Genomic DNA, 18,579 nt, shown 5'->3' on the forward strand with positions numbered 1-18,579 from the left:
CGGATGCGGCGTAAACGCCTTATCCGGCCTACGGAGGGTGCGGGAATTTGTAGGCCTGATAAGACGCGCAAGCGTCGCATCAGGCAGTCGGCACCGTTGCCGGATGCGGCGCGAGCGCCTTATCCGGCTTACCGATCACAATACAATCAGTTCTTTTTCACAAACTCAGATTTCAGTTTCATCGGACCAAAACCGTCGATTTTGCAATCGATGTTATGGTCGCCTTCAACCAGGCGGATGTTTTTCACTTTGGTGCCAATTTTCAGCATCGAAGAGCTACCTTTCACCTTCAGATCTTTAATGATGGTAACGCTGTCGCCGTCAGCCAGCAGATTGCCGTTAGCATCTTTAACGATCAGCTCGTCGCTTTCCTGTGCAGGTTCTGCGTCGTTCCATTCGTAGGCACATTCCGGGCAGATGTACATGCCGTTATCTTCGTAAGTGTATTCGGAGTTGCATTTTGGGCAGTGTGGTAATGACATGTGGATTTCCTCAAAAGTCAGCAGGGCAAAAGCGCCAAAAAACGGCAGATTGCCGAAAAAGGCCGCAATTATACACAAAATCCCTGAGTTTGTCGGGGGTACTGCTGATTTTAGACGACGATCGTTTTCATTTGAAAGGAAACGCAAAAAGAAAATAATCTTTTTGCCTCCATTTATTATTTAAGATAAGGTTAATGCTCTACTTGTTCTTTTTTTAATTCACATGATATTTTTATCTTTCTGACGTTTTAAACGTATCGGAAGATGTTATTTATTCTAATAAAAAACAACGCTCTAAATATAAAATTATTTCTTGCAGTAATTATAAAAGCCGAAAACAGAACTCAAAAACAATCTGGCTAAATAAAAGTAATAAAATTTGCTTTAAGGAAGAATTTTCTATGTACACACAGACCCTGTATGAGTTAAGTCAGGAGGCTGAACGCCTGTTACAGCTTTCTCGCCAACAGTTGCAGTTACTGGAAAAAATGCCTCTCTCTGTACCCGGAGACGATGCGCCACAACTGGCTTTACCCTGGAGTCAGCCTAATATCGCCGAGCGTCACGCGATGCTGAATAATGAGTTGCGTAAAATTTCCCAACTGGAAATGGTGCTGGCGATTGTCGGTACTATGAAAGCAGGGAAATCAACCACCATTAATGCCATTGTTGGTACGGAGGTTCTGCCTAATCGCAATCGCCCAATGACTGCCCTGCCGACGCTTATTCGCCATACACCCGGGCAAAAAGAACCGGTACTGCATTTTTCACATGTCGCGCCAATCGATTGTTTAATTCAACAATTACAACAACGCCTGCGTGATTGCGATATTAAGCATCTGACCGATGTGCTGGAAATAGATAAAGATATGCGTGCGCTTATGCAGCGGATCGAAAATGGCGTCGCTTTCGAAAAATATTATCTGGGTGCCCAGCCTATTTTTCATTGTCTGAAAAGTTTGAATGATTTGGTGCGACTGGCGAAGGCGCTGGACGTCGATTTTCCTTTTTCTGCTTACGCCGCCATTGAGCATATTCCCGTGATTGAAGTGGAGTTTGTCCATCTGGCGGGGCTGGAGAGTTATCCCGGTCAGTTGACGTTACTGGATACCCCCGGGCCAAATGAAGCCGGGCAACCGCATCTGCAAAAAATGCTTAACCAGCAGCTGGCACGCGCCTCGGCGGTACTGGCGGTGCTGGATTATACGCAACTGAAATCGATCTCCGATGAAGAGGTCCGTGAGGCGATTTTGGCGGTGGGGCAATCGGTGCCGCTGTATGTGCTGGTCAATAAGTTCGATCAACAGGATCGTAACAGTGACGACGCCGACCAGGTGCGGGCACTGATTTCCGGGACGCTGATGAAAGGCTGTATTACGCCACAGCAGATATTTCCGGTGTCGTCGATGTGGGGCTACCTGGCGAATCGGGCGCGCCATGAGTTAGCCAACAACGGTAAGTTACCAGCGCCAGAGCAACAACGCTGGGTAGAAGATTTTGCCCATGCCGCGCTCGGCAGGCGCTGGCGTCATGCCGATCTGGCGGACCTCGAACATATTCGTCATGCTGCCGATCAGCTGTGGGAAGATTCGCTGTTCGCCCAGCCAATTCAGATGTTGCTTCATGCCGCTTACGCTAACGCCTCGTTGTATGCTCTGCGATCTGCCGCGCATAAACTGTTGAATTACGCGCAGCAGGCGCGGGAATACCTGGATTTTCGTGCGCACGGGTTAAACGTCGCTTGTGAACAATTGCGGCAAAATATCCACCAGATCGAAGAAAGTTTGCAGCTATTGCAACTCAATCAGGCGCAGGTGAGCGGCGAGATTAAACATGAAATCGAGCTGGCCCTGACCTCCGCCAACCACTTTCTGCGTCAACAGCAAGATGCGCTGAAGGCGCAGTTAGCCGCCTTGTTTCAGGATGATTCGGAGCCGTTAAGCGAGATTCGTACCCGCTGTGAGACACTGTTACAGACGGCGCAGAACACCATCAGTCGCGACTTTACGCTGCGTTTTGCCGAGCTTGAATCCACTCTTTGCCGGGTGTTAACCGATGTTATTCGCCCCATTGAACAACAAGTCAAAATGGAATTGAGCGAGTCAGGGTTTCGTCCTGGGTTTCATTTTCCTGTTTTTCACGGCGTAGTTCCCCACTTCAACACTCGCCAGCTGTTCAGTGAAGTCATTTCGCGCCAGGAAGCAACGGACGAGCAGAGCACGCGTTTAGGCGTTGTGCGTGAGACTTTTTCGCGCTGGTTGAATCAGCCCGACTGGGGACGGGGGAATGAGAAATCCCCGACAGAAACGGTTGATTACAGTGTGTTGCAACGAGCATTAAGTGCAGAAGTCGATCTCTATTGCCAACAAATGGCTAAAGTTCTGGCAGAGCAGGTCGATGAATCTGTTACGGCAGGCATGAATACTTTTTTCGCTGAGTTCGCTTCATGTTTGACGGAATTACAGACGCGTTTACGCGAAAGTCTGGCTCTGCGTCAACAAAATGAATCGGTGGTCAGGCTGATGCAGCAGCAATTGCAGCAGACTGTGATGACTCACGGCTGGATTTACACCGACGCCCAGCTGTTACGCGATGATATTCAAACACTTTTCACGGCAGAACGATATTGACCAAGACGTTACTTGACGGCCCCGGTCGCGTGCTGGAGTCGGTTTATCCCCGCTTTTTAGTGGATCTGGCGCAGGGCGATGATGCCCGCCTTCCACAAGCCCATCAGCAGCAGTTTCGTGAACGACTGATGCAGGAACTTCTTGCGCGCGTGCAGCTTCAGACATGGACGAACGGCGGAATGTTAAATGCGCCGCTTAGCCTGCGTTTGACATTGGTGGAAAAACTGGCGTCGATGCTGGATCCCGGTCATCTGGCACTGACGCAGATCGCGCAGCATCTGGCGCTGCTGCAAAAAATGGATCACCGCCAGCACTCTGCTTTCCCGGAGCTCCCCCAGCAAATTGCCGCCTTGTATGAGTGGTTTTCAGCCCGTTGTCGCTGGAAGGAAAAGGCGTTAACGCAACGAGGCCTACTGGTGCAGGCGGGTGAACAGAGCGAGCAAATTTTTACCCGCTGGCGTGCTGGGGCGTATAACGCCTGGTCGTTGCCTGGGCGCTGTTTTATCGTTCTCGAAGAGTTGCGTTGGGGGGCATTTGGCGATGCCTGTCGTCTGGGAAGCCCGCAAGCGGTGGCGTTGTTGCTGGGTGATTTGCGCGTGAAAGCGACACAACATCTGGCAGAGAGTATCAATGCGGCCCCGACCACGCGTCACTATTACCATCAGTGGTTTGCCTCTTCGACCGTTCCGACGGGCGGGGATCATGCTGATTTTTTAAGTTGGCTGGGAAAGTGGACCACGGCAGATAAACAACCCGTTTGCTGGTCAGTGACCCAACGCTGGCAAACTGTCGCGCTGGGGATGCCACGACTCTGTTCAGCGCAGCGTCTGGCGGGGGCAATGCTCGAGGAAATCTTCTCTGTAAATTTGGTGTAAATAATCAGTTACATCAATGAGTCCTAAACGAAATTCATGTGTGAAGTTGATCACAAATTTAAACGCTGGTAGGGTAAAAAGGTCATTAACTGCCCAATTCAGGCGTCAACTGGTTTGATTGTACATTCCTTAACCGGAGGGTGTAAGCAAACCCGCTACGCTTGTTACAGAGATTGCATCCTGCAATTCCCGCTCCCCTTTTGCGGCCGTCGCGCTGATTTTTCTGGCGTTTGCGGAAATGGGCCAACTCTGCGAGGAAAGCTATGCTGAAAAGGAAAAAAGTAAAACCGATTACCCTTCGTGATGTCACCATTATTGATGACGGTAAACTGCGTAAAGCCATTACCGCAGCATCACTGGGTAATGCAATGGAATGGTTTGATTTTGGTGTTTATGGTTTTGTTGCTTACGCATTAGGTAAAGTTTTTTTCCCGGGGGCTGACCCCAGCGTGCAGATGGTTGCTGCACTTGCCACTTTCTCCGTTCCCTTTCTGATTCGACCGCTTGGCGGACTCTTCTTTGGTATGTTGGGCGATAAATATGGTCGCCAGAAGATCCTCGCTATCACTATTGTGATTATGTCGATCAGTACGTTCTGTATTGGCTTAATACCGTCCTACGACACGATTGGTATTTGGGCACCGATTCTGCTGTTGATCTGTAAGATGGCACAAGGTTTCTCGGTCGGCGGTGAATATACCGGGGCGTCGATATTTGTTGCGGAATACTCCCCTGACCGTAAACGTGGCTTTATGGGCAGCTGGCTGGACTTCGGTTCTATTGCCGGGTTTGTGCTGGGTGCGGGCGTGGTGGTGTTAATTTCGACCATTGTCGGCGAAGCGAACTTCCTCGACTGGGGCTGGCGTATTCCGTTCTTTATTGCTCTGCCGTTAGGGATTATCGGGCTTTACCTGCGCCATGCGCTGGAAGAAACTCCGGCGTTCCAGCAGCATGTTGATAAACTGGAACAGGGCGACCGCGAAGGTTTGCAGGATGGCCCGAAAGTCTCGTTTAAAGAGATTGCCACTAAATACTGGCGCAGCCTGTTGACATGTATTGGTCTGGTAATTGCCACCAACGTGACTTACTACATGTTGCTGACCTATATGCCGAGTTATTTGTCGCATAACCTGCATTACTCCGAAGACCACGGGGTGCTGATTATTATCGCCATTATGATCGGTATGCTGTTTGTCCAGCCGGTGATGGGCTTGCTGAGTGACCGTTTTGGCCGTCGTCCGTTTGTGCTACTTGGTAGTGTTGCACTGTTTGTGTTGGCGATCCCGGCGTTTATTCTGATTAACAGTAACGTCATCGGCCTGATTTTTGCCGGGTTACTGATGCTGGCGGTGATCCTTAACTGCTTTACGGGCGTTATGGCTTCTACCTTGCCAGCGATGTTCCCGACGCATATCCGTTACAGCGCGCTGGCGGCGGCATTTAATATTTCGGTGTTGGTTGCCGGTCTGACGCCAACACTGGCGGCCTGGCTGGTCGAAAGCTCGCAGAATCTGATGATGCCAGCCTATTACCTGATGGTAGTGGCGGTGGTTGGTTTAATCACCGGCGTAACCATGAAAGAGACGGCAAATCGTCCGTTGAAAGGTGCAACACCGGCGGCGTCAGATATACAGGAAGCGAAGGAAATTCTCGTCGAGCATTACGATAATATCGAGCAGAAAATCGATGATATTGACCACGAGATTGCCGATTTGCAGGCGAAACGTACCCGCCTGGTGCAGCAACATCCGCGAATTGATGAATAAGCTGAAACGGATGGCCTGATGTGACGCTGTCTTATCAGACCAACAATTGAACTCTTAAGGTTCACTTAATCTCTGCCGCGCATACTCTCCTCCAGGTTAACGGAGGAGAGTGCAATGAAAAACCGTGTTTATGAAAGTTTAACTACCGTGTTCAGCGTGCTGGTGGTCAGCAGCTTTCTTTATATCTGGTTTGCCACGTACTGATCTTTCTTCAGCCGTATCCAGGCGCGCGTGCCAGAAGTCTCTTGCCGGTTTTGCAGGAAAAACTGCCCGTGATGCAACTGTGTAATGCGGCTGACAATACTTAACCCCAGACCAATCCCGCCATAACGGCTGTCCATACGTACAAACGCTTTACTCAACTCCCCGCATTTACTCTCATCAATACCTGGTCCTTCATCTTCAACTGCCATGACCGCTCCGCCATCTTCTTGCAGCTTAATCATAATGTTGCTGCCTTGCGGGCTGTAACGATGGGCGTTTTCTACCAGGTTTCGCAATAACATCCGCAGCAGGGTTGCATCACCCTGAACGGTGATGTCGGCGGTGCTCTCTGGCAATAGCAGGGTTTGCTGTCGCTGGTCGAGCATGGTACTGAGTTCGTCATACGAGGGGAGAATGACATCTTCCAGCAGTTTTACATGTTGATAATTACCGGAAGAAAATGACTGTCCGGCACGCGCCAGTTGCAGCAGCTGGGAGACGCTCTCCATCATCTGATCAAGCCGTGCCACTAACGGTGCTACATCAATGTGATGCGTTTTCGCCAGCAGTTCCAGATGCAAACGTACCCCCGCCAGTGGCGTTCGCAGTTCGTGCGCGACGTCAGCGGTAAACAACCTTTCGTTATCCAGCGTGCTGGTCAGGCGACTGACCAGATCGTTTAACGCCGAAACCACCGCTTCGATTTCGAGGGTGGCGCTGTGAATGGCAATGGGCGTTAAGTTGTCGGCGGTGCGCGCTTCCAGCTCTTTTTGCAGCTCCGCCAGCGGGCGGGTGATGCGGCGTACCGCCTGATAGCAGATAAATAGCGTCAGGCTGACCATAAAGACGCCGGGGACAATCAGGCTGGCGACCGCCTCGCGGATCTCACGCATGATGTGGCGATCGTTGTTGCGATTGTCGCGTAGCGCCTGCTCAAACAGCTGAATCTGCTCGGTACTTTCATGCCATAGCCAGAAGACGCTGATCAGCTCAAACACCAACAAAATGGCCCCGATGGTCAATATCAGCCGTTGGCGCAGCGATATTGGTCGGCGCAGAAAACGCATCAGATTCAATTAGTTTTCCTCATTAGCGACAAGCATATAGCCAAAGCCGCGCACGGTGCGGATACGGGCTTTGCCCACTTTGTCGCGCAGATTGTGGATATGCACTTCCAGGGTGTTGGTCGAGGGTTCATTGTCCCAGTTATAGATGTCGTTGTAGAGAATTTCCCGATGCACCGGACTGCCTGCTTTGAGCATTAACCGTGACAGCAGAGCATATTCTTTGGGCGTCAGAATCAACTCTTCACCGCCCATCCATACCTGACGGCGACCCATGTTCAGCGTCAGATTGCCAACAATCAGCTCACTTTCGCCCTGATTATTATGGCGTCGTAGCAGGGCGCGGATACGGGCATGTAACTCTTCCAGCGCAAAAGGCTTCACCAGATAGTCGTCGGCACCGACATCCAGCCCGGCGATTTTGTCGGTCAGCGTATCGCGAGCGGTGAGGATCAGTACCGGCAGGGTATATTTTTTCTGCCGGATACGGGCGAGAAAATGCAGTCCATCTTCGTCGGGTAACCCTAAATCCAGTACCACCAGGCTGTAATGACCGGCCTCAAGGCTTTGTTCCGCCATCCGCGCGGTTGTCACGCCATCGCACGCGTAGCCTTCGGTTTGCGCCGCCAGAATCAGTCCCTGCAATAACAGCGTATCGTCTTCAACAATCAGAATTTTCATTCACTCACTCTCCTGCAAGTTTGCAGAATATCATCCGCAGCCTGGTAATACTTCGTCTCAACGCCAGTTAATCCCAATAGCGTGGAGAATAAATTGTCTTGTGAATAGTGTTGCGTTTGCGCCTGTTTTTGCAGGCAGTTCTGGTCAACCTGATACCGTTTTTGATAATCCTCCGACAGCCACAGCAGCATCGGCACCTGTTTTTGGCTATCCGGGGCGATGGCATAAGGCAGACCGTGCAGATAGATGCCATTTTCACCTAACGATTCACCGTGGTCAGAAAGATAAACCAGGCTGGTGGTAAATTTATCCTGATGTTCTTTCAGCAGATTAATCGCTTTATCAACAATATAGTCGACGTAAACCAGCGTGTTGTCGTAAGTGTTCACCAGTTGCTCTTTGGTACAGGTCTGGATCTCATTGGTGTCGCAGGTTGGGGTAAATTTCCTGAACTGCGGCGGATAGCGGTTGTAATAGGTCGGACCGTGGCTGCCGATGGTGTGTAAGACAATCACGCCATCACCCTGCAGGTTATTGATGTACTCTTCCAGCCCGTGGAACAGCACTTCGTCATAGCATTCGCCGTTGATGCACTGACCAGGCAGATTCAGCGCGGTGACGTTCTGGTGAGGCACGCGGTCGCAGGCACCTTTACAGCCACCATCGTTGTCATTCCACAGCACGTTGATGCCCGCTCGCTGAATGATATCCAGCACGCCTTCCTGGTGCTGTGCCAGCTCTTCTTTGTAATGCTCACGCGGCATATCCGAGAACATGCACGGTACTGAAACTGCCGTTGCCGTGCCGCAAGATGCGGTATTAGGGAAATAGACCACGTTATCTTTCGCCAACCGCGGGTTAGTTTCACGCGGGTAGCCGTTGAGGGAGAAGTTCTCCGCCCGCGAGGTTTCGCCGACAATCAGGATGGTCAAATTTTTACGTTTTTCGTTCTGCATTAACGGGTTGCGGTGCGCGTCTTCACCAATTCGCACCAGCGGCAGATTTGCCAGTCGCTGATGGGAGTACCATGACCAGCTGGCAACAATGCTGTTAGAGGGGCTTAAGGACTTCACCAGCTCTTTGTTGTTGCGGAACAACGAGGCGTAGTCTTTATAAAATAGTGCGGCGACCAGCAAAATCAGCAGTACAGAAACCAGAATATTGGCTCCACGGAAAAGAACACTGCGCAGACGCGAGGTGGCAGGTTTGATTTTAATCCAGCAGGCAATCAGCGCAGCAAGCACGCCGCTGAATCCCAGCGTTAATAACATTTGCGGTGTCATCAGCGCATAGCTTTCTGCCGGAGTGGTATCAATAATATTGGCAATCATCGAGCGGTCGATGACGATGCCGTAAGTCATTATGAAATATTGTGCAGCCGCGCCAACCAGAATAAACAGGCAGGCCAGCGGTCGATTAAGCCATAAGAAAGAGCTTAGTGTCAGGACAATATTAATCACGCTGAAGGCGACGACCGGCATCGACAAGAAAACCAGTACGTTATGCAGCGAGTCCAGCGGCAGCGCCTGCAACACCTGTTTAAAAAAGGCAATATTCAGGCAGATAGAGATATAAAAAGCGGCTAACAATAGCCAGGCGAGTAAATTCAAAGAGGGTCTTTTTAGTAGGCACTTCAACATCACGGTGTTTCCATCGAACAAAGTGCGCATATGCTCGCAAAGCAAAATTAAGCCAACCTTAAGTTCTTAAGGTTGGCTTTTATCTTTGCTGGATTAAGGGGAATTAATCTTTGCTTATTGGTGCATCTAAGGGATACGGGTTTTTATGCAGCCGGTTGTAATTCAGCGCATACATGGCGGTGATGACCATCAGGGTGACAAATGACCACATAACCTCTTTCGCCCCGGACCCCACCACGGCCCAGATGCAGTAGAGGAAGGCAATGGTAGTAACTGCCAGATATGCCGGGCGTGCTTTACCAAAGTGACCGTGTCCGAGCAGCAGTAATGCCGCACAGGTGTAAAGATATGGCACCAGTGTAAAGATGACCGAGACGGAAGAAACCAGACCGAATTCTTTGGTCGCGTTTGGTGAAATGCTGCTGAGCTGGAAGATGGTCATCAAAATACCGACGATAATCAGCCCCGCCACTGGCGTACCCGCTTTATTTACACGGGCAAAAATCGGTGGGAACAGTCCGTCATCGGCAGCGGCTTTCGCCGTTTGACCCGCCAGCAATGTCCAGCCGCCCAGTGAACCTAAGCAACCCGCAGCTGCGCAGAAGGAAACAATGGCCCCGGCGGTGTCACCCAACGCCATCCGTGCGGCATCACCGAATGGCGAGGCAGAAACGCGCAGTGCGGCATTAGGGATCATCCCCATAATCGCGGTGGTGGAGAGCACATAGCAAACGGCGGCAATCAATACCCCACCGATGGTGGCGATAGGGACATTGCGTTTCGGGTTTTTCACCACACCTGCGGCAACGGAGGCACTTTCCACACCGATGAACGACCACAGCGTAACGTTAAGGGTACTTTGAATTGCACCGAAAGTGCCCAGGCCGCTGACGTTCCATGCCGCCATATAGGTTTCACCACGGAACCAGAACCAGCCAAATACGGCAATCCCGACGATGGGGATCAGCGCCAGCACGGTGGCAACGGCCTGCACACGGGTGATCATTTTCGGACCGACAATGTTCAGCAGGACGAAGATCCACAGCACCACGACGCAGGTGATGGTTAATACCAATGGATCTTTCAGAATCGGGAAGAAGTAACTTAAATATCCTACGCCAATGACCACCATGGCGATATTGCCGATCCAGCAGGCCAGCCAGTAGAGGACGTTGGTTTGATAACCGAGAAACGGGCCAAAGCAGCGGCGGGCGTAAGCGTAAGAACCACCAGGACTTGGGTCGAGGAACGACATTTTGGCGTATACCATCGAGAGCCCCAGCGCACCGATAATCGTCACCAACCATCCATAAATGGCAATCCCGCCGGTGGAGGCCAGGTTTGCAGGTAACAGAAAAACACCTGACCCCATAATATTCCCCGACACCATCAGGGTGACGGGGATTAAGCCCACTTTGTGAGCATCAGCATCCGAAGACATAATTAAACTCCTGCGAAGGCGAGCTTCGTGACAATAAATTACGTCATATCATACGCCTGCATTCGATAGTTGAATTATTATCGACCGGGTTATCGCTGATGCCGTTATTAATATAGCTCTTCGTTAAGGTTAAAAATCAGGCGACAGTGCGTTCTCTGTGCTGACTAACATAATGCAGCGGCGTCATACCGTAGAAGTCTTTAAAGACAGAAATAAAGTACGACGTACTGTTGTAGCCGCAGGACTGTGATACCTGAGAGATATTTTTACCGTCCATCATTAATTCATTTACGGCATAACGCATGCGGCAGGTGGTGATTATTTGGCTATAACTGGTGTTTTCGCTTTTCAACTTTTTCTTTAACAGACTTGGGCTAAGACATAAACAACTGGCTACCATACTAAGATTCCAGTCTTTGTGAATATCGCTTTCAATAATTTGATAAACGCTGTCACTTACACAATTACGTAACATATACATCATTAATGAAAGGAATTTTTTACTGTCGAGAAAACGGGATAGCACCGTGAATAATAATGCGCGTGTTCGTTCCTTTTCTGACTCAGTTTCTGCGGGCATCATGCTGTGTTGCGCGGCAACGCGAAAGACGTCTGGCGTCAGGCATGGCAGGGTGAGTATGGGCGTAGCGCTACGTTGCCATACTGGTATTTGCGAGAGATCTTTATTCAGAAACCGGAGGTAATCTTTGATGATGTCGTGACTAATATGAGCAACCAAAGTGTTGTTAAGAGAGGAGACGTCGATAATATTATTTTCACAATTTAATAACGCCATATGGTTAGCTTTAAGGCTAATAGGTTCTTTCCCATTCACCCTTATCCAGACATCTTTTTCAGTCAATAAAACAATACAAGGTTGGTCGCTGCAAATCCTCATACATGTACTCCTGAGTGCAAATAAAAGACCAGTTCTCGCTAAAGCAAAGCGATACCGGGAAATGGTTATATAATTGTATGATGAATATAAACATGCATAAAAATAACGAGTTTTACTAATATTACAAATTTTTATAGTAATTTTTCATGTACATATTTTTTTACAGGATAAATAACAGGCAAAAAAAAGCGCGGGGTGGGGCCGCGCAAAAAGTATGACATTTTTGTTTGCAGCAATTTTTATGAAAACGTTGCCATACTCAAAAGGCCTAAGGCCAGGCGGCGTAATGTTATTTAAACAATTACGCCTTCAGCGGAATAGTGGTTACGCTTTCACGCACATAACGTGGTAAATACCGTCAATAATTTCAGTCCCTTCAGTTTCGTGTTCAAATCCAGGGAAATGGTGGTCCCAGGATTGCAGCGAGCGTAAATAACTTACTTGCGGACTGTTTTTATCGCCGAAGTTTTCACCAGACAGCAGCATCGGGATTCCTGGCGGATACGGGATAACTGAGTTTGCCGCGATGCGTCCTGGCAGATTTTCAATGGATACCAGTTCGACATTGTTGTCGACAATCGCGTTGTACGCTTCACGCGGGGTGATTTCCGCCATCGGCAGGCCGGAATAGGCTTCGTTCAACCGTGCGCCAGGGTTGTTTTCTTTCAGCCAGGCAAACATGGTGTCACCCAGATCGTGAATCCCCATGTTCGCGTAAGTGTCAGGATATTGTTCAACAAGTTCCGGCATCACCTGCGCCAGCGGTGTGTTGGCGTCATAGTGGCGTTTGAAGGAGCAAAGGGTGTTAACCAGAGTCCCCCATTTCCCACGGGTTACGCCCATAGAGAACAGGAACATAATTTGGAAGTCAGTGGTGCGGGTAGGCACAATGCCGTGGCGACCAAGCCAGGCAGTGACCAGCGCCGCCGGAACACCGGTTTCTTCCAGTTCACCATCTTCACCCATTCCCGGAGCAAGGATGCTGACTTTAATTGGGTCGAGCATACTCCAGTTATCCGGAATATCTTTGAAGCCGTGCCAGCTTTCGCCCGGATGCATTACCCAGCAGTCCTGAACGGTGGTCAGCAGTTTGGTTGGTGCGTCAGCAAAGTCATAGGTTTTGCCGGTTTGTGGGTCGGTGACGACTTCTTTGTTCCACGGTTTGAAGAACCAGCTACCGTCAGCGGTGAACTCTTTATACAGCCGCGCCATCGCCTGACGAAAATCAACCGCTTCGTCAATCACTTCTTGTGTCAGTGACAGGCCGCTGTTGCCGTCCATCATCGACACCGCCACGTCGTTGGATGCGCAGATGGCATACAGCGGGGAGGTGGTGGCATGCATCATGTAGGCCTGGTTGAAGCGGGAGAAGTTAATCGCCCCACGACCTTCACGTACATGAATATAAGAAGCCTGTGACAGCGCATTCAGCAGTTTGTGGGTGGAGTGGGTGGCGAAAACGGTAGGACCGTTGTGATCGCCAGGTTCGCCGCGCATGGCATAGTGATCGGCATAGATCGGGTTGAAACGTGCATAGCCGTACCAGGCTTCGTCAAAGTGCAGACGATCGGAGGTTTTTTCCAGCAGATCCTGCGCTTCTTTAGCGTTATAACACACGCCGTCATAGGTGCAGTTGGTCACCACGCAGTAAGACGGTTTTTGCCCAGCTTTGTCTTTAGTCAGCGGGCTTTCACTGATTTTCTTCTGCAAGGTTTCAGGTTGCATTTCCTGCGGATAGATTGGCCCGATAATGCCGTAGCGGTTGCGGCTTGGCACCATGTAGACTGGTTTCGCGCCTGTCAGCATCAAGCCTTGTTCGATGGATTTATGGCAATTACGGTCAACGACCACGACATCGTTATCGGTCATGCAAGCCTGCATGATGGTGCGGTTAGAGCCGGAAGTACCGACGACTACCGACCAGGAGCGATCGGCACCAAATACGCGTGCGGCATATTTTTCGCTTTCGCCAAATGCGCCAGTATGGTCAAGCAAAGAACCGAGGGAAGTTCGTTCGATGCCCATGTCGGTGCGAAACAGATTTTCACCATAGTAGTCATGGTAGAAACGTCCGGCGGGTGTTTTGGTAAAACCAACGCCGCCCTGGTGGCCTGGCGCTGCCCAGGAATATTCATGGATGTCACTATATTTCATCAGCGCGCTGAACAGTGGCGGCAACAGCTGCTGGCGGTAGCGGGTCATCGCGGCAACGGCGCGTCCGGCGATAAAGTCGGCGGTATCTTCCAGAATCCAGGCGAATTCATCGACAAGCTCCAGCAGATCCCGGTCCATTGCGGCGAGGGCTTTTTCCCGATCGCCCAACAGGAAGACCGGCACGTTTTGTTGGCGCTCATGAAGCTTACCGATCAATTGTCTGACGTTTTGATGTTCGTCCGGATGTTCCATTTGATAGCTGAACATCAGGCAGTCAATGGCTTCGTTTGAAGAGAGAATGGCAAAACCATCATCAAAGGAGGTGGATTTAATCACGGTAACATTTTGCTGGCTTAAAGCATCTGCCAGACGCTCAACGGCGTTACCGACCCAGGTGTCTTGATGGAGAAACTCGCTTTCAACAATTAATACTTTCATCATTGCTTACCCGGTTATGAAGGAATCTTCGTTGCGGGCAAGTATCTTCCGGCCTTTTCGGGCTGTAAAGCGCGTGAAAAACAAACATTTTTGAAATATTTAGTTTTATAAACAATACGTTATGTGATTATTTTAAATTATTTTCACTGCTTATTATCGACGGCTAAACTATTTTTTTGGCTGATACTGATATCGTCTTTAGCCGGGAAACGTCTGGCGGCGCTGTTGGCTAAGTTTGCGGTATTGTTGCGGCGACATGCCGACATATTTGCCGAACGTGCTGTAAAAACGACTACTTGAACGAAAGCCTGCCGTCAGGGCAATATCGAGAATACTTTTATCGGTATCGCTCAGTAACGCGCGAACGTGGTTGATGCGCATCGCGGTAATGTACTGTTTCATCGTCAATTGCATGACCCGCTGGAATATCCCCATTGCATAGTTGGCGTTAAGTTTGACGTGCTCAGCCACATCGTTGATGGTCAGCGCCTGATCATAGTTTTCGGCAATAAAGCCCAGCATCTGGCTAACATAAAATTGCGCATGGCGCGAGACGCTGTTTTTGTGTGTGCGCGAGGTTTTATTGACCAGAATCGGTTCCCAGCCAGAGAGGCTAAATCGCTTGAGCATCAGGCCAATTTCATCAATGGCGAGCTGGCGAATTTGCTCGTTCGGACTGTTTAATTCCTGCTGCCAGCGGCGCACTTCAAACGGGCTAAGTTGCTGTGTGGCCAGTGATTTGATCACCATGCCGTGAGTGACGTGGTTAATCAGGTCTTTATCCAGCGGCCAGGAGAGAAACAGATGCATCGGCAGATTAAAAATCGCCATGCTCTGACAGGTTCCGGTATCTGTTAGTTGGTGCGGTGTACAGGCCCAGAACAGCGTGATATGACCCTGATTGATATTCACTTTTTCATTGTTGATCAGGTATTCCACATCGCCATCGAAAGGCACATTCACTTCGACCTGACCATGCCAGTGGCTGGTGGGCATGATATGCGGTGCGCGAAACTCAATCTCCATCCGCTGGTATTCCGAATACAGCGACAGCGGGCTGCGGGTCTGTTTTTCGTCGCTGCTGCACATAAACGTATCTGTATTCATGGATGGCTCTCTTTCCTGGAATATCAGAATTATGGCAGGAGTGAGGGAGGATGACTGCGAGTGGGAGCACGGTTTTCACCCTCTTCCCAGAGAGGCGAGGGGAGCGTCCGAGCATCATGAGGCCGAAAACTCTGCTTTTCAGGTAACTTATTACCATAAACTCAGATTTACTGCTGCTTCACGCAGGATCTGAGTTTATGGGAATGCTCAACCTGGAAGCCGGAGGTTTTCTGCAGATTCGCCTGCCATGATGAAGTTATTCAAGCAAGCCAGGAGATCTGCATGATGACTGCACCCAAAATTACATTTATCGGCGCTGGTTCGACGATTTTCGTTAAAAATATTCTTGGTGATGTGTTCCATCGCGAGGCGCTGAAAACGGCGCATATTGCCCTGATGGACATTGATCCCACCCGCCTGGAAGAGTCGCATATTGTGGTGCGTAAGCTGATGGATTCAGCAGGGGCCAGCGGCAAAATCACCTGCCACACCCAACAGAAAGAAGCCTTAGAGGATGCCGATTTTGTCGTGGTGGCATTTCAGATTGGCGGTTATGAACCTTGCACGGTGACTGATTTCGAGGTCTGTAAGCGGCATGGTCTGGAACAAACCATTGCCGATACGTTGGGGCCGGGCGGTATTATGCGCGCGCTACGTACCATTCCGCATCTGTGGCAAATTTGCGAGGACATGACGGAAGTCTGCCCCGATGCCACCATGCTCAACTATGTTAACCCAATGGCGATGAATACCTGGGCGATGTATGCCCGCTATCCGCATATCAAACAGGTCGGGCTGTGCCATTCGGTGCAGGGAACGGCGGAAGAGCTGGCGCGTGACCTCAATATCGACCCAGCTACGCTGCGTTACCGTTGCGCAGGTATCAACCATATGGCGTTTTACCTGGAGCTGGAGCGCAAAACCGCCGACGGCAGTTATGTGAATCTCTACCCGGAACTGCTGGCGGCTTATGAAGCAGGGCAGGCACCGAAGCCGAATATTCATGGTAATACTCGCTGCCAGAATATTGTGCGCTACGAAATGTTCAAAAAGCTGGGCTACTTCGTCACGGAATCGTCAGAACATTTTGCCGAATATACGCCGTGGTTTATTAAGCCAGGTCGTGAGGATTTGATTGAGCGTTATAAAGTACCGCTGGATGAGTACCCGAAACGCTGCGTCGAGCAGCTGGCGAACTGGCATAAAGAGCTGGAGGAGTATAAAAACGCCTCCCGGATTGATATTAAACCGTCACGGGAATATGCCAGCACAATCATGAACGCTATCTGGACTGGCGAGCCGAGTGTGATTTACGGCAACGTCCGTAACGATGGTTTGATTGATAACCTGCCACAAGGATGTTGCGTGGAAGTAGCCTGTCTGGTTGATGCTAATGGCATTCAGCCAACCAAAGTCGGTACGCTACCTTCGCATCTGGCCGCCCTGATGCAAACCAACATCAACGTACAGACGCTGCTGACCGAAGCTATTCTTACGGAAAATCGCGACCGTGTTTACCACGCCGCGATGATGGACCCGCATACTGCCGCCGTGCTGGGCATTGACGAAATATATGCTCTTGTTGACGACCTGATTGCCGCCCACGGCGACTGGCTGCCAGGCTGGTTGCACCGTTAAAACGCGACTAAACGCTACTGCGCCGGGGGAATTATTCCGGCGCACACCTCTGACGATACCAATAACAGAAGGCGGGCGTTGGTAACAGCGACCCGATACCCTATGAGCATTTCAATGACTACAAAACTCAGTTATGGATTTGGAGCGTTCGGGAAGGATTTTGCGATCGGCATTGTGTATATGTACCTCATGTATTACTACACCGATGTCGTTGGGCTGTCTGTGGGTTTGGTCGGTACTTTGTTTCTGGTGGCGAGGATCTGGGATGCTATTAACGATCCGATTATGGGATGGATTGTAAATGCTACGCGATCGCGATGGGGTAAGTTCAAACCCTGGATCCTGATCGGTACGTTGGCAAACTCTGTAATCTTATTTCTCCTCTTTAGTGCGCATCTGTTTGAAGGTACTACTCAGATTGTCTTTGTTTGCGTGACCTACATCCTCTGGGGCATGACTTACACCATTATGGATATTCCCTTCTGGTCGCTGGTTCCAACCATCACGCTCGATAAACGTGAGCGCGAACAACTGGTTCCTTATCCGCGTTTTTTTGCCAGTCTGGCAGGCTTTGTTACGGCAGGTGTGACGCTACCATTTGTTAATTATGTCGGCGGTGGCGATCGGGGATTTGGCTTTCAGATGTTCACTCTGGTACTAATCGCCTTTTTTATTGTTTCAACCATCATCACTTTGCGCAATGTGCATGAAGTCTTTTCGTCAGACAATCAACCGTCTGCTGAAGGAAGCCATCTGACACTTAAAGCCATCGTTGCGCTAATTTATAAAAACGATCAGCTTTCATGCCTCTTGGGTATGGCTCTTGCTTATAATGTAGCCAGCAACATTATTACCGGATTTGCTATCTATTATTTCTCATATGTTATTGGTGATGCGGATTTGTTCCCCTATTATCTGTCGTATGCGGGAGCTGCTAACCTGGTGACGTTAGTATTCTTCCCACGCTTAGTTAAATCATTATCCCGACGCATTTTATGGGCCGGAGCATCTATTCTTCCGGTGTTAAGCTGTGGTGTTCTCCTGTTAATGGCATTAATGAGCTATCACAACGTCGTCCTCATTGTGATTGCGGGTATTTTGCTGAATGTGGGAACGGCGCTTTTCTGGGTATTACAGGTCATCATGGTGGCAGATACCGTTGATTACGGTGAATATAAACTGCACGTACGCTGTGAAAGTATCGCTTACTCCGTGCAGACTATGGTGGTGAAGGGCGGTTCAGCCTTTGCGGCTTTTTTCATTGCGGTTGTGTTAGGGATGATTGGCTATGTACCGAATGTTGAACAGTCTACGCAAGCCCTATTAGGTATGCAGTTTATTATGATTGCTCTACCAACTCTGTTTTTCATGGTAACGCTGATTCTCTACTTCCGTTTCTATCGCCTCAATGGCGACACGCTGCGCAGGATCCAGATTCATCTGCTGGATAAATATCGCAAAGTACCGCCCGAGCCTGTTCATGCTGATATTCCGGTCGGTGCAGTGAGTGATGTGAAAGCCTGACGTGGACAATAGCTAACGAAAATGGCCTGATGCGATA

At 50.0% G+C, this 18,579-nt stretch carries 14 protein-coding genes; 6 read left to right on the plus strand and 8 right to left on the minus strand.

Annotation, left to right across the window (positions count from 1 at the left end; all coding sequences use genetic code 11):
* Positions 1-146: 146 nt before the first annotated feature.
* A complete protein-coding gene (locus ACJHW7_RS18750; RefSeq protein WP_001300891.1) occupies positions 147-482 on the minus strand; it encodes a zinc ribbon domain-containing protein YjdM in 336 nt (111 codons plus the stop codon).
* A gap of 401 nt (positions 483-883) precedes the next feature.
* On the opposite strand from ACJHW7_RS18750, the gene crfC reads away from it, so the two are divergent.
* From crfC to pmrR, 4 genes are all read left to right on the plus strand, one after another.
* The gene (gene crfC / locus ACJHW7_RS18755) at positions 884-3,112 is read left to right on the plus strand and encodes a clamp-binding protein CrfC (RefSeq protein ID WP_021557452.1); all 2,229 of its coding nucleotides are present in this window, start codon (positions 884-886) and stop codon (positions 3,110-3,112) included.
* A complete protein-coding gene (locus tag ACJHW7_RS18760; RefSeq protein WP_000169173.1) occupies positions 3,109-3,987 on the plus strand; it encodes a YjcZ-like family protein in 879 nt (292 codons plus the stop codon). Before crfC ends, ACJHW7_RS18760 begins: the two co-directional genes overlap by 4 nt.
* A gap of 263 nt (positions 3,988-4,250) precedes the next feature.
* The gene (gene proP, locus ACJHW7_RS18765; RefSeq protein WP_001298520.1) at positions 4,251-5,753 is read left to right on the plus strand and encodes a glycine betaine/L-proline transporter ProP; all 1,503 of its coding nucleotides are present in this window, start codon (positions 4,251-4,253) and stop codon (positions 5,751-5,753) included.
* 114 nt (positions 5,754-5,867) lie between these two features.
* The gene (pmrR, locus tag ACJHW7_RS18770) at positions 5,868-5,957 is read left to right on the plus strand and encodes an LpxT activity modulator PmrR (RefSeq protein WP_000797657.1); all 90 of its coding nucleotides are present in this window, start codon (positions 5,868-5,870) and stop codon (positions 5,955-5,957) included.
* Here the strand turns inward: pmrR and pmrB are convergent.
* The 7 genes from pmrB to melR form a co-directional block, all read right to left on the minus strand.
* Positions 5,933-7,033, minus strand: coding sequence for a two-component system sensor histidine kinase PmrB (gene pmrB / locus ACJHW7_RS18775; RefSeq protein ID WP_021557453.1), 1,101 nt, complete (start codon positions 7,031-7,033; stop codon positions 5,933-5,935). The genes pmrR and pmrB overlap by 25 nt on opposite strands.
* Complete coding sequence (basR, locus tag ACJHW7_RS18780; RefSeq protein WP_000697915.1) at positions 7,034-7,702, minus strand: two-component system response regulator BasR; 669 nt, start codon at positions 7,700-7,702, stop codon at positions 7,034-7,036.
* Positions 7,699-9,342 (minus strand): phosphoethanolamine transferase EptA, encoded by a 1,644-nt coding sequence (gene eptA, locus ACJHW7_RS18785; RefSeq protein WP_021557454.1) that lies wholly within the window; start codon positions 9,340-9,342, stop codon positions 7,699-7,701. Before eptA ends, basR begins: the two co-directional genes overlap by 4 nt.
* Positions 9,343-9,445: 103 nt before the next feature.
* A complete protein-coding gene (gene adiC, locus ACJHW7_RS18790; protein ID WP_000093154.1) occupies positions 9,446-10,783 on the minus strand; it encodes an arginine/agmatine antiporter in 1,338 nt (445 codons plus the stop codon).
* Positions 10,784-10,919: 136 nt separating this feature from the next.
* A complete protein-coding gene (gene adiY, locus ACJHW7_RS18795) occupies positions 10,920-11,681 on the minus strand; it encodes a DNA-binding transcriptional activator AdiY (protein ID WP_001217059.1) in 762 nt (253 codons plus the stop codon).
* Between the two features lie 324 nt (positions 11,682-12,005).
* The gene (adiA, locus tag ACJHW7_RS18800; RefSeq protein WP_001307519.1) at positions 12,006-14,273 is read right to left on the minus strand and encodes an arginine decarboxylase; all 2,268 of its coding nucleotides are present in this window, start codon (positions 14,271-14,273) and stop codon (positions 12,006-12,008) included.
* A 198-nt stretch (positions 14,274-14,471) separates the two neighbouring features.
* Positions 14,472-15,380 (minus strand): transcriptional regulator MelR, encoded by a 909-nt coding sequence (melR, locus tag ACJHW7_RS18805; RefSeq protein WP_001090758.1) that lies wholly within the window; start codon positions 15,378-15,380, stop codon positions 14,472-14,474.
* A gap of 282 nt (positions 15,381-15,662) precedes the next feature.
* Between melR and melA the strand changes: the two genes are divergently transcribed.
* Positions 15,663-17,018 (plus strand): alpha-galactosidase, encoded by a 1,356-nt coding sequence (gene melA / locus ACJHW7_RS18810; RefSeq protein WP_000988016.1) that lies wholly within the window; start codon positions 15,663-15,665, stop codon positions 17,016-17,018.
* A 102-nt stretch (positions 17,019-17,120) separates the two neighbouring features.
* Positions 17,121-18,542, plus strand: a complete 1,422-nt coding sequence (gene melB, locus ACJHW7_RS18815; RefSeq protein WP_000028114.1) for a melibiose:sodium transporter MelB — start codon at positions 17,121-17,123, stop codon at positions 18,540-18,542.
* The last annotated feature ends 37 nt before the right edge of the window (positions 18,543-18,579 follow it).

The sequence above is a fragment of the Escherichia sp. WS1152 genome (assembly GCF_046487665.1).
In the GTDB taxonomy this organism is placed as follows: Bacteria; Pseudomonadota; Gammaproteobacteria; order Enterobacterales; family Enterobacteriaceae; genus Escherichia; species Escherichia coli.

What these genes read in the sequence shown, in the direction of transcription:
- ACJHW7_RS18750 (WP_001300891.1), bottom strand. Translation starts at nt 482, where the DNA reads ATGTCATTACCACACTGCCCAAAATGCAACTCCGAATACACTTACGAA.
- crfC (WP_021557452.1), top strand. Translation starts at nt 884, where the DNA reads ATGTACACACAGACCCTGTATGAGTTAAGTCAGGAGGCTGAACGCCTG.
- proP (WP_001298520.1), top strand. Translation starts at nt 4,251, where the DNA reads ATGCTGAAAAGGAAAAAAGTAAAACCGATTACCCTTCGTGATGTCACC.
- pmrR (WP_000797657.1), top strand. Translation starts at nt 5,868, where the DNA reads ATGAAAAACCGTGTTTATGAAAGTTTAACTACCGTGTTCAGCGTGCTG.
- basR (WP_000697915.1), bottom strand. Translation starts at nt 7,702, where the DNA reads ATGAAAATTCTGATTGTTGAAGACGATACGCTGTTATTGCAGGGACTG.
- eptA (WP_021557454.1), bottom strand. Translation starts at nt 9,342, where the DNA reads ATGTTGAAGTGCCTACTAAAAAGACCCTCTTTGAATTTACTCGCCTGG.
- adiC (WP_000093154.1), bottom strand. Translation starts at nt 10,783, where the DNA reads ATGTCTTCGGATGCTGATGCTCACAAAGTGGGCTTAATCCCCGTCACC.
- adiY (WP_001217059.1), bottom strand. Translation starts at nt 11,681, where the DNA reads ATGAGGATTTGCAGCGACCAACCTTGTATTGTTTTATTGACTGAAAAA.
- adiA (WP_001307519.1), bottom strand. Translation starts at nt 14,273, where the DNA reads ATGAAAGTATTAATTGTTGAAAGCGAGTTTCTCCATCAAGACACCTGG.
- melR (WP_001090758.1), bottom strand. Translation starts at nt 15,380, where the DNA reads ATGAATACAGATACGTTTATGTGCAGCAGCGACGAAAAACAGACCCGC.
- melA (WP_000988016.1), top strand. Translation starts at nt 15,663, where the DNA reads ATGATGACTGCACCCAAAATTACATTTATCGGCGCTGGTTCGACGATT.
- melB (WP_000028114.1), top strand. Translation starts at nt 17,121, where the DNA reads ATGAGCATTTCAATGACTACAAAACTCAGTTATGGATTTGGAGCGTTC.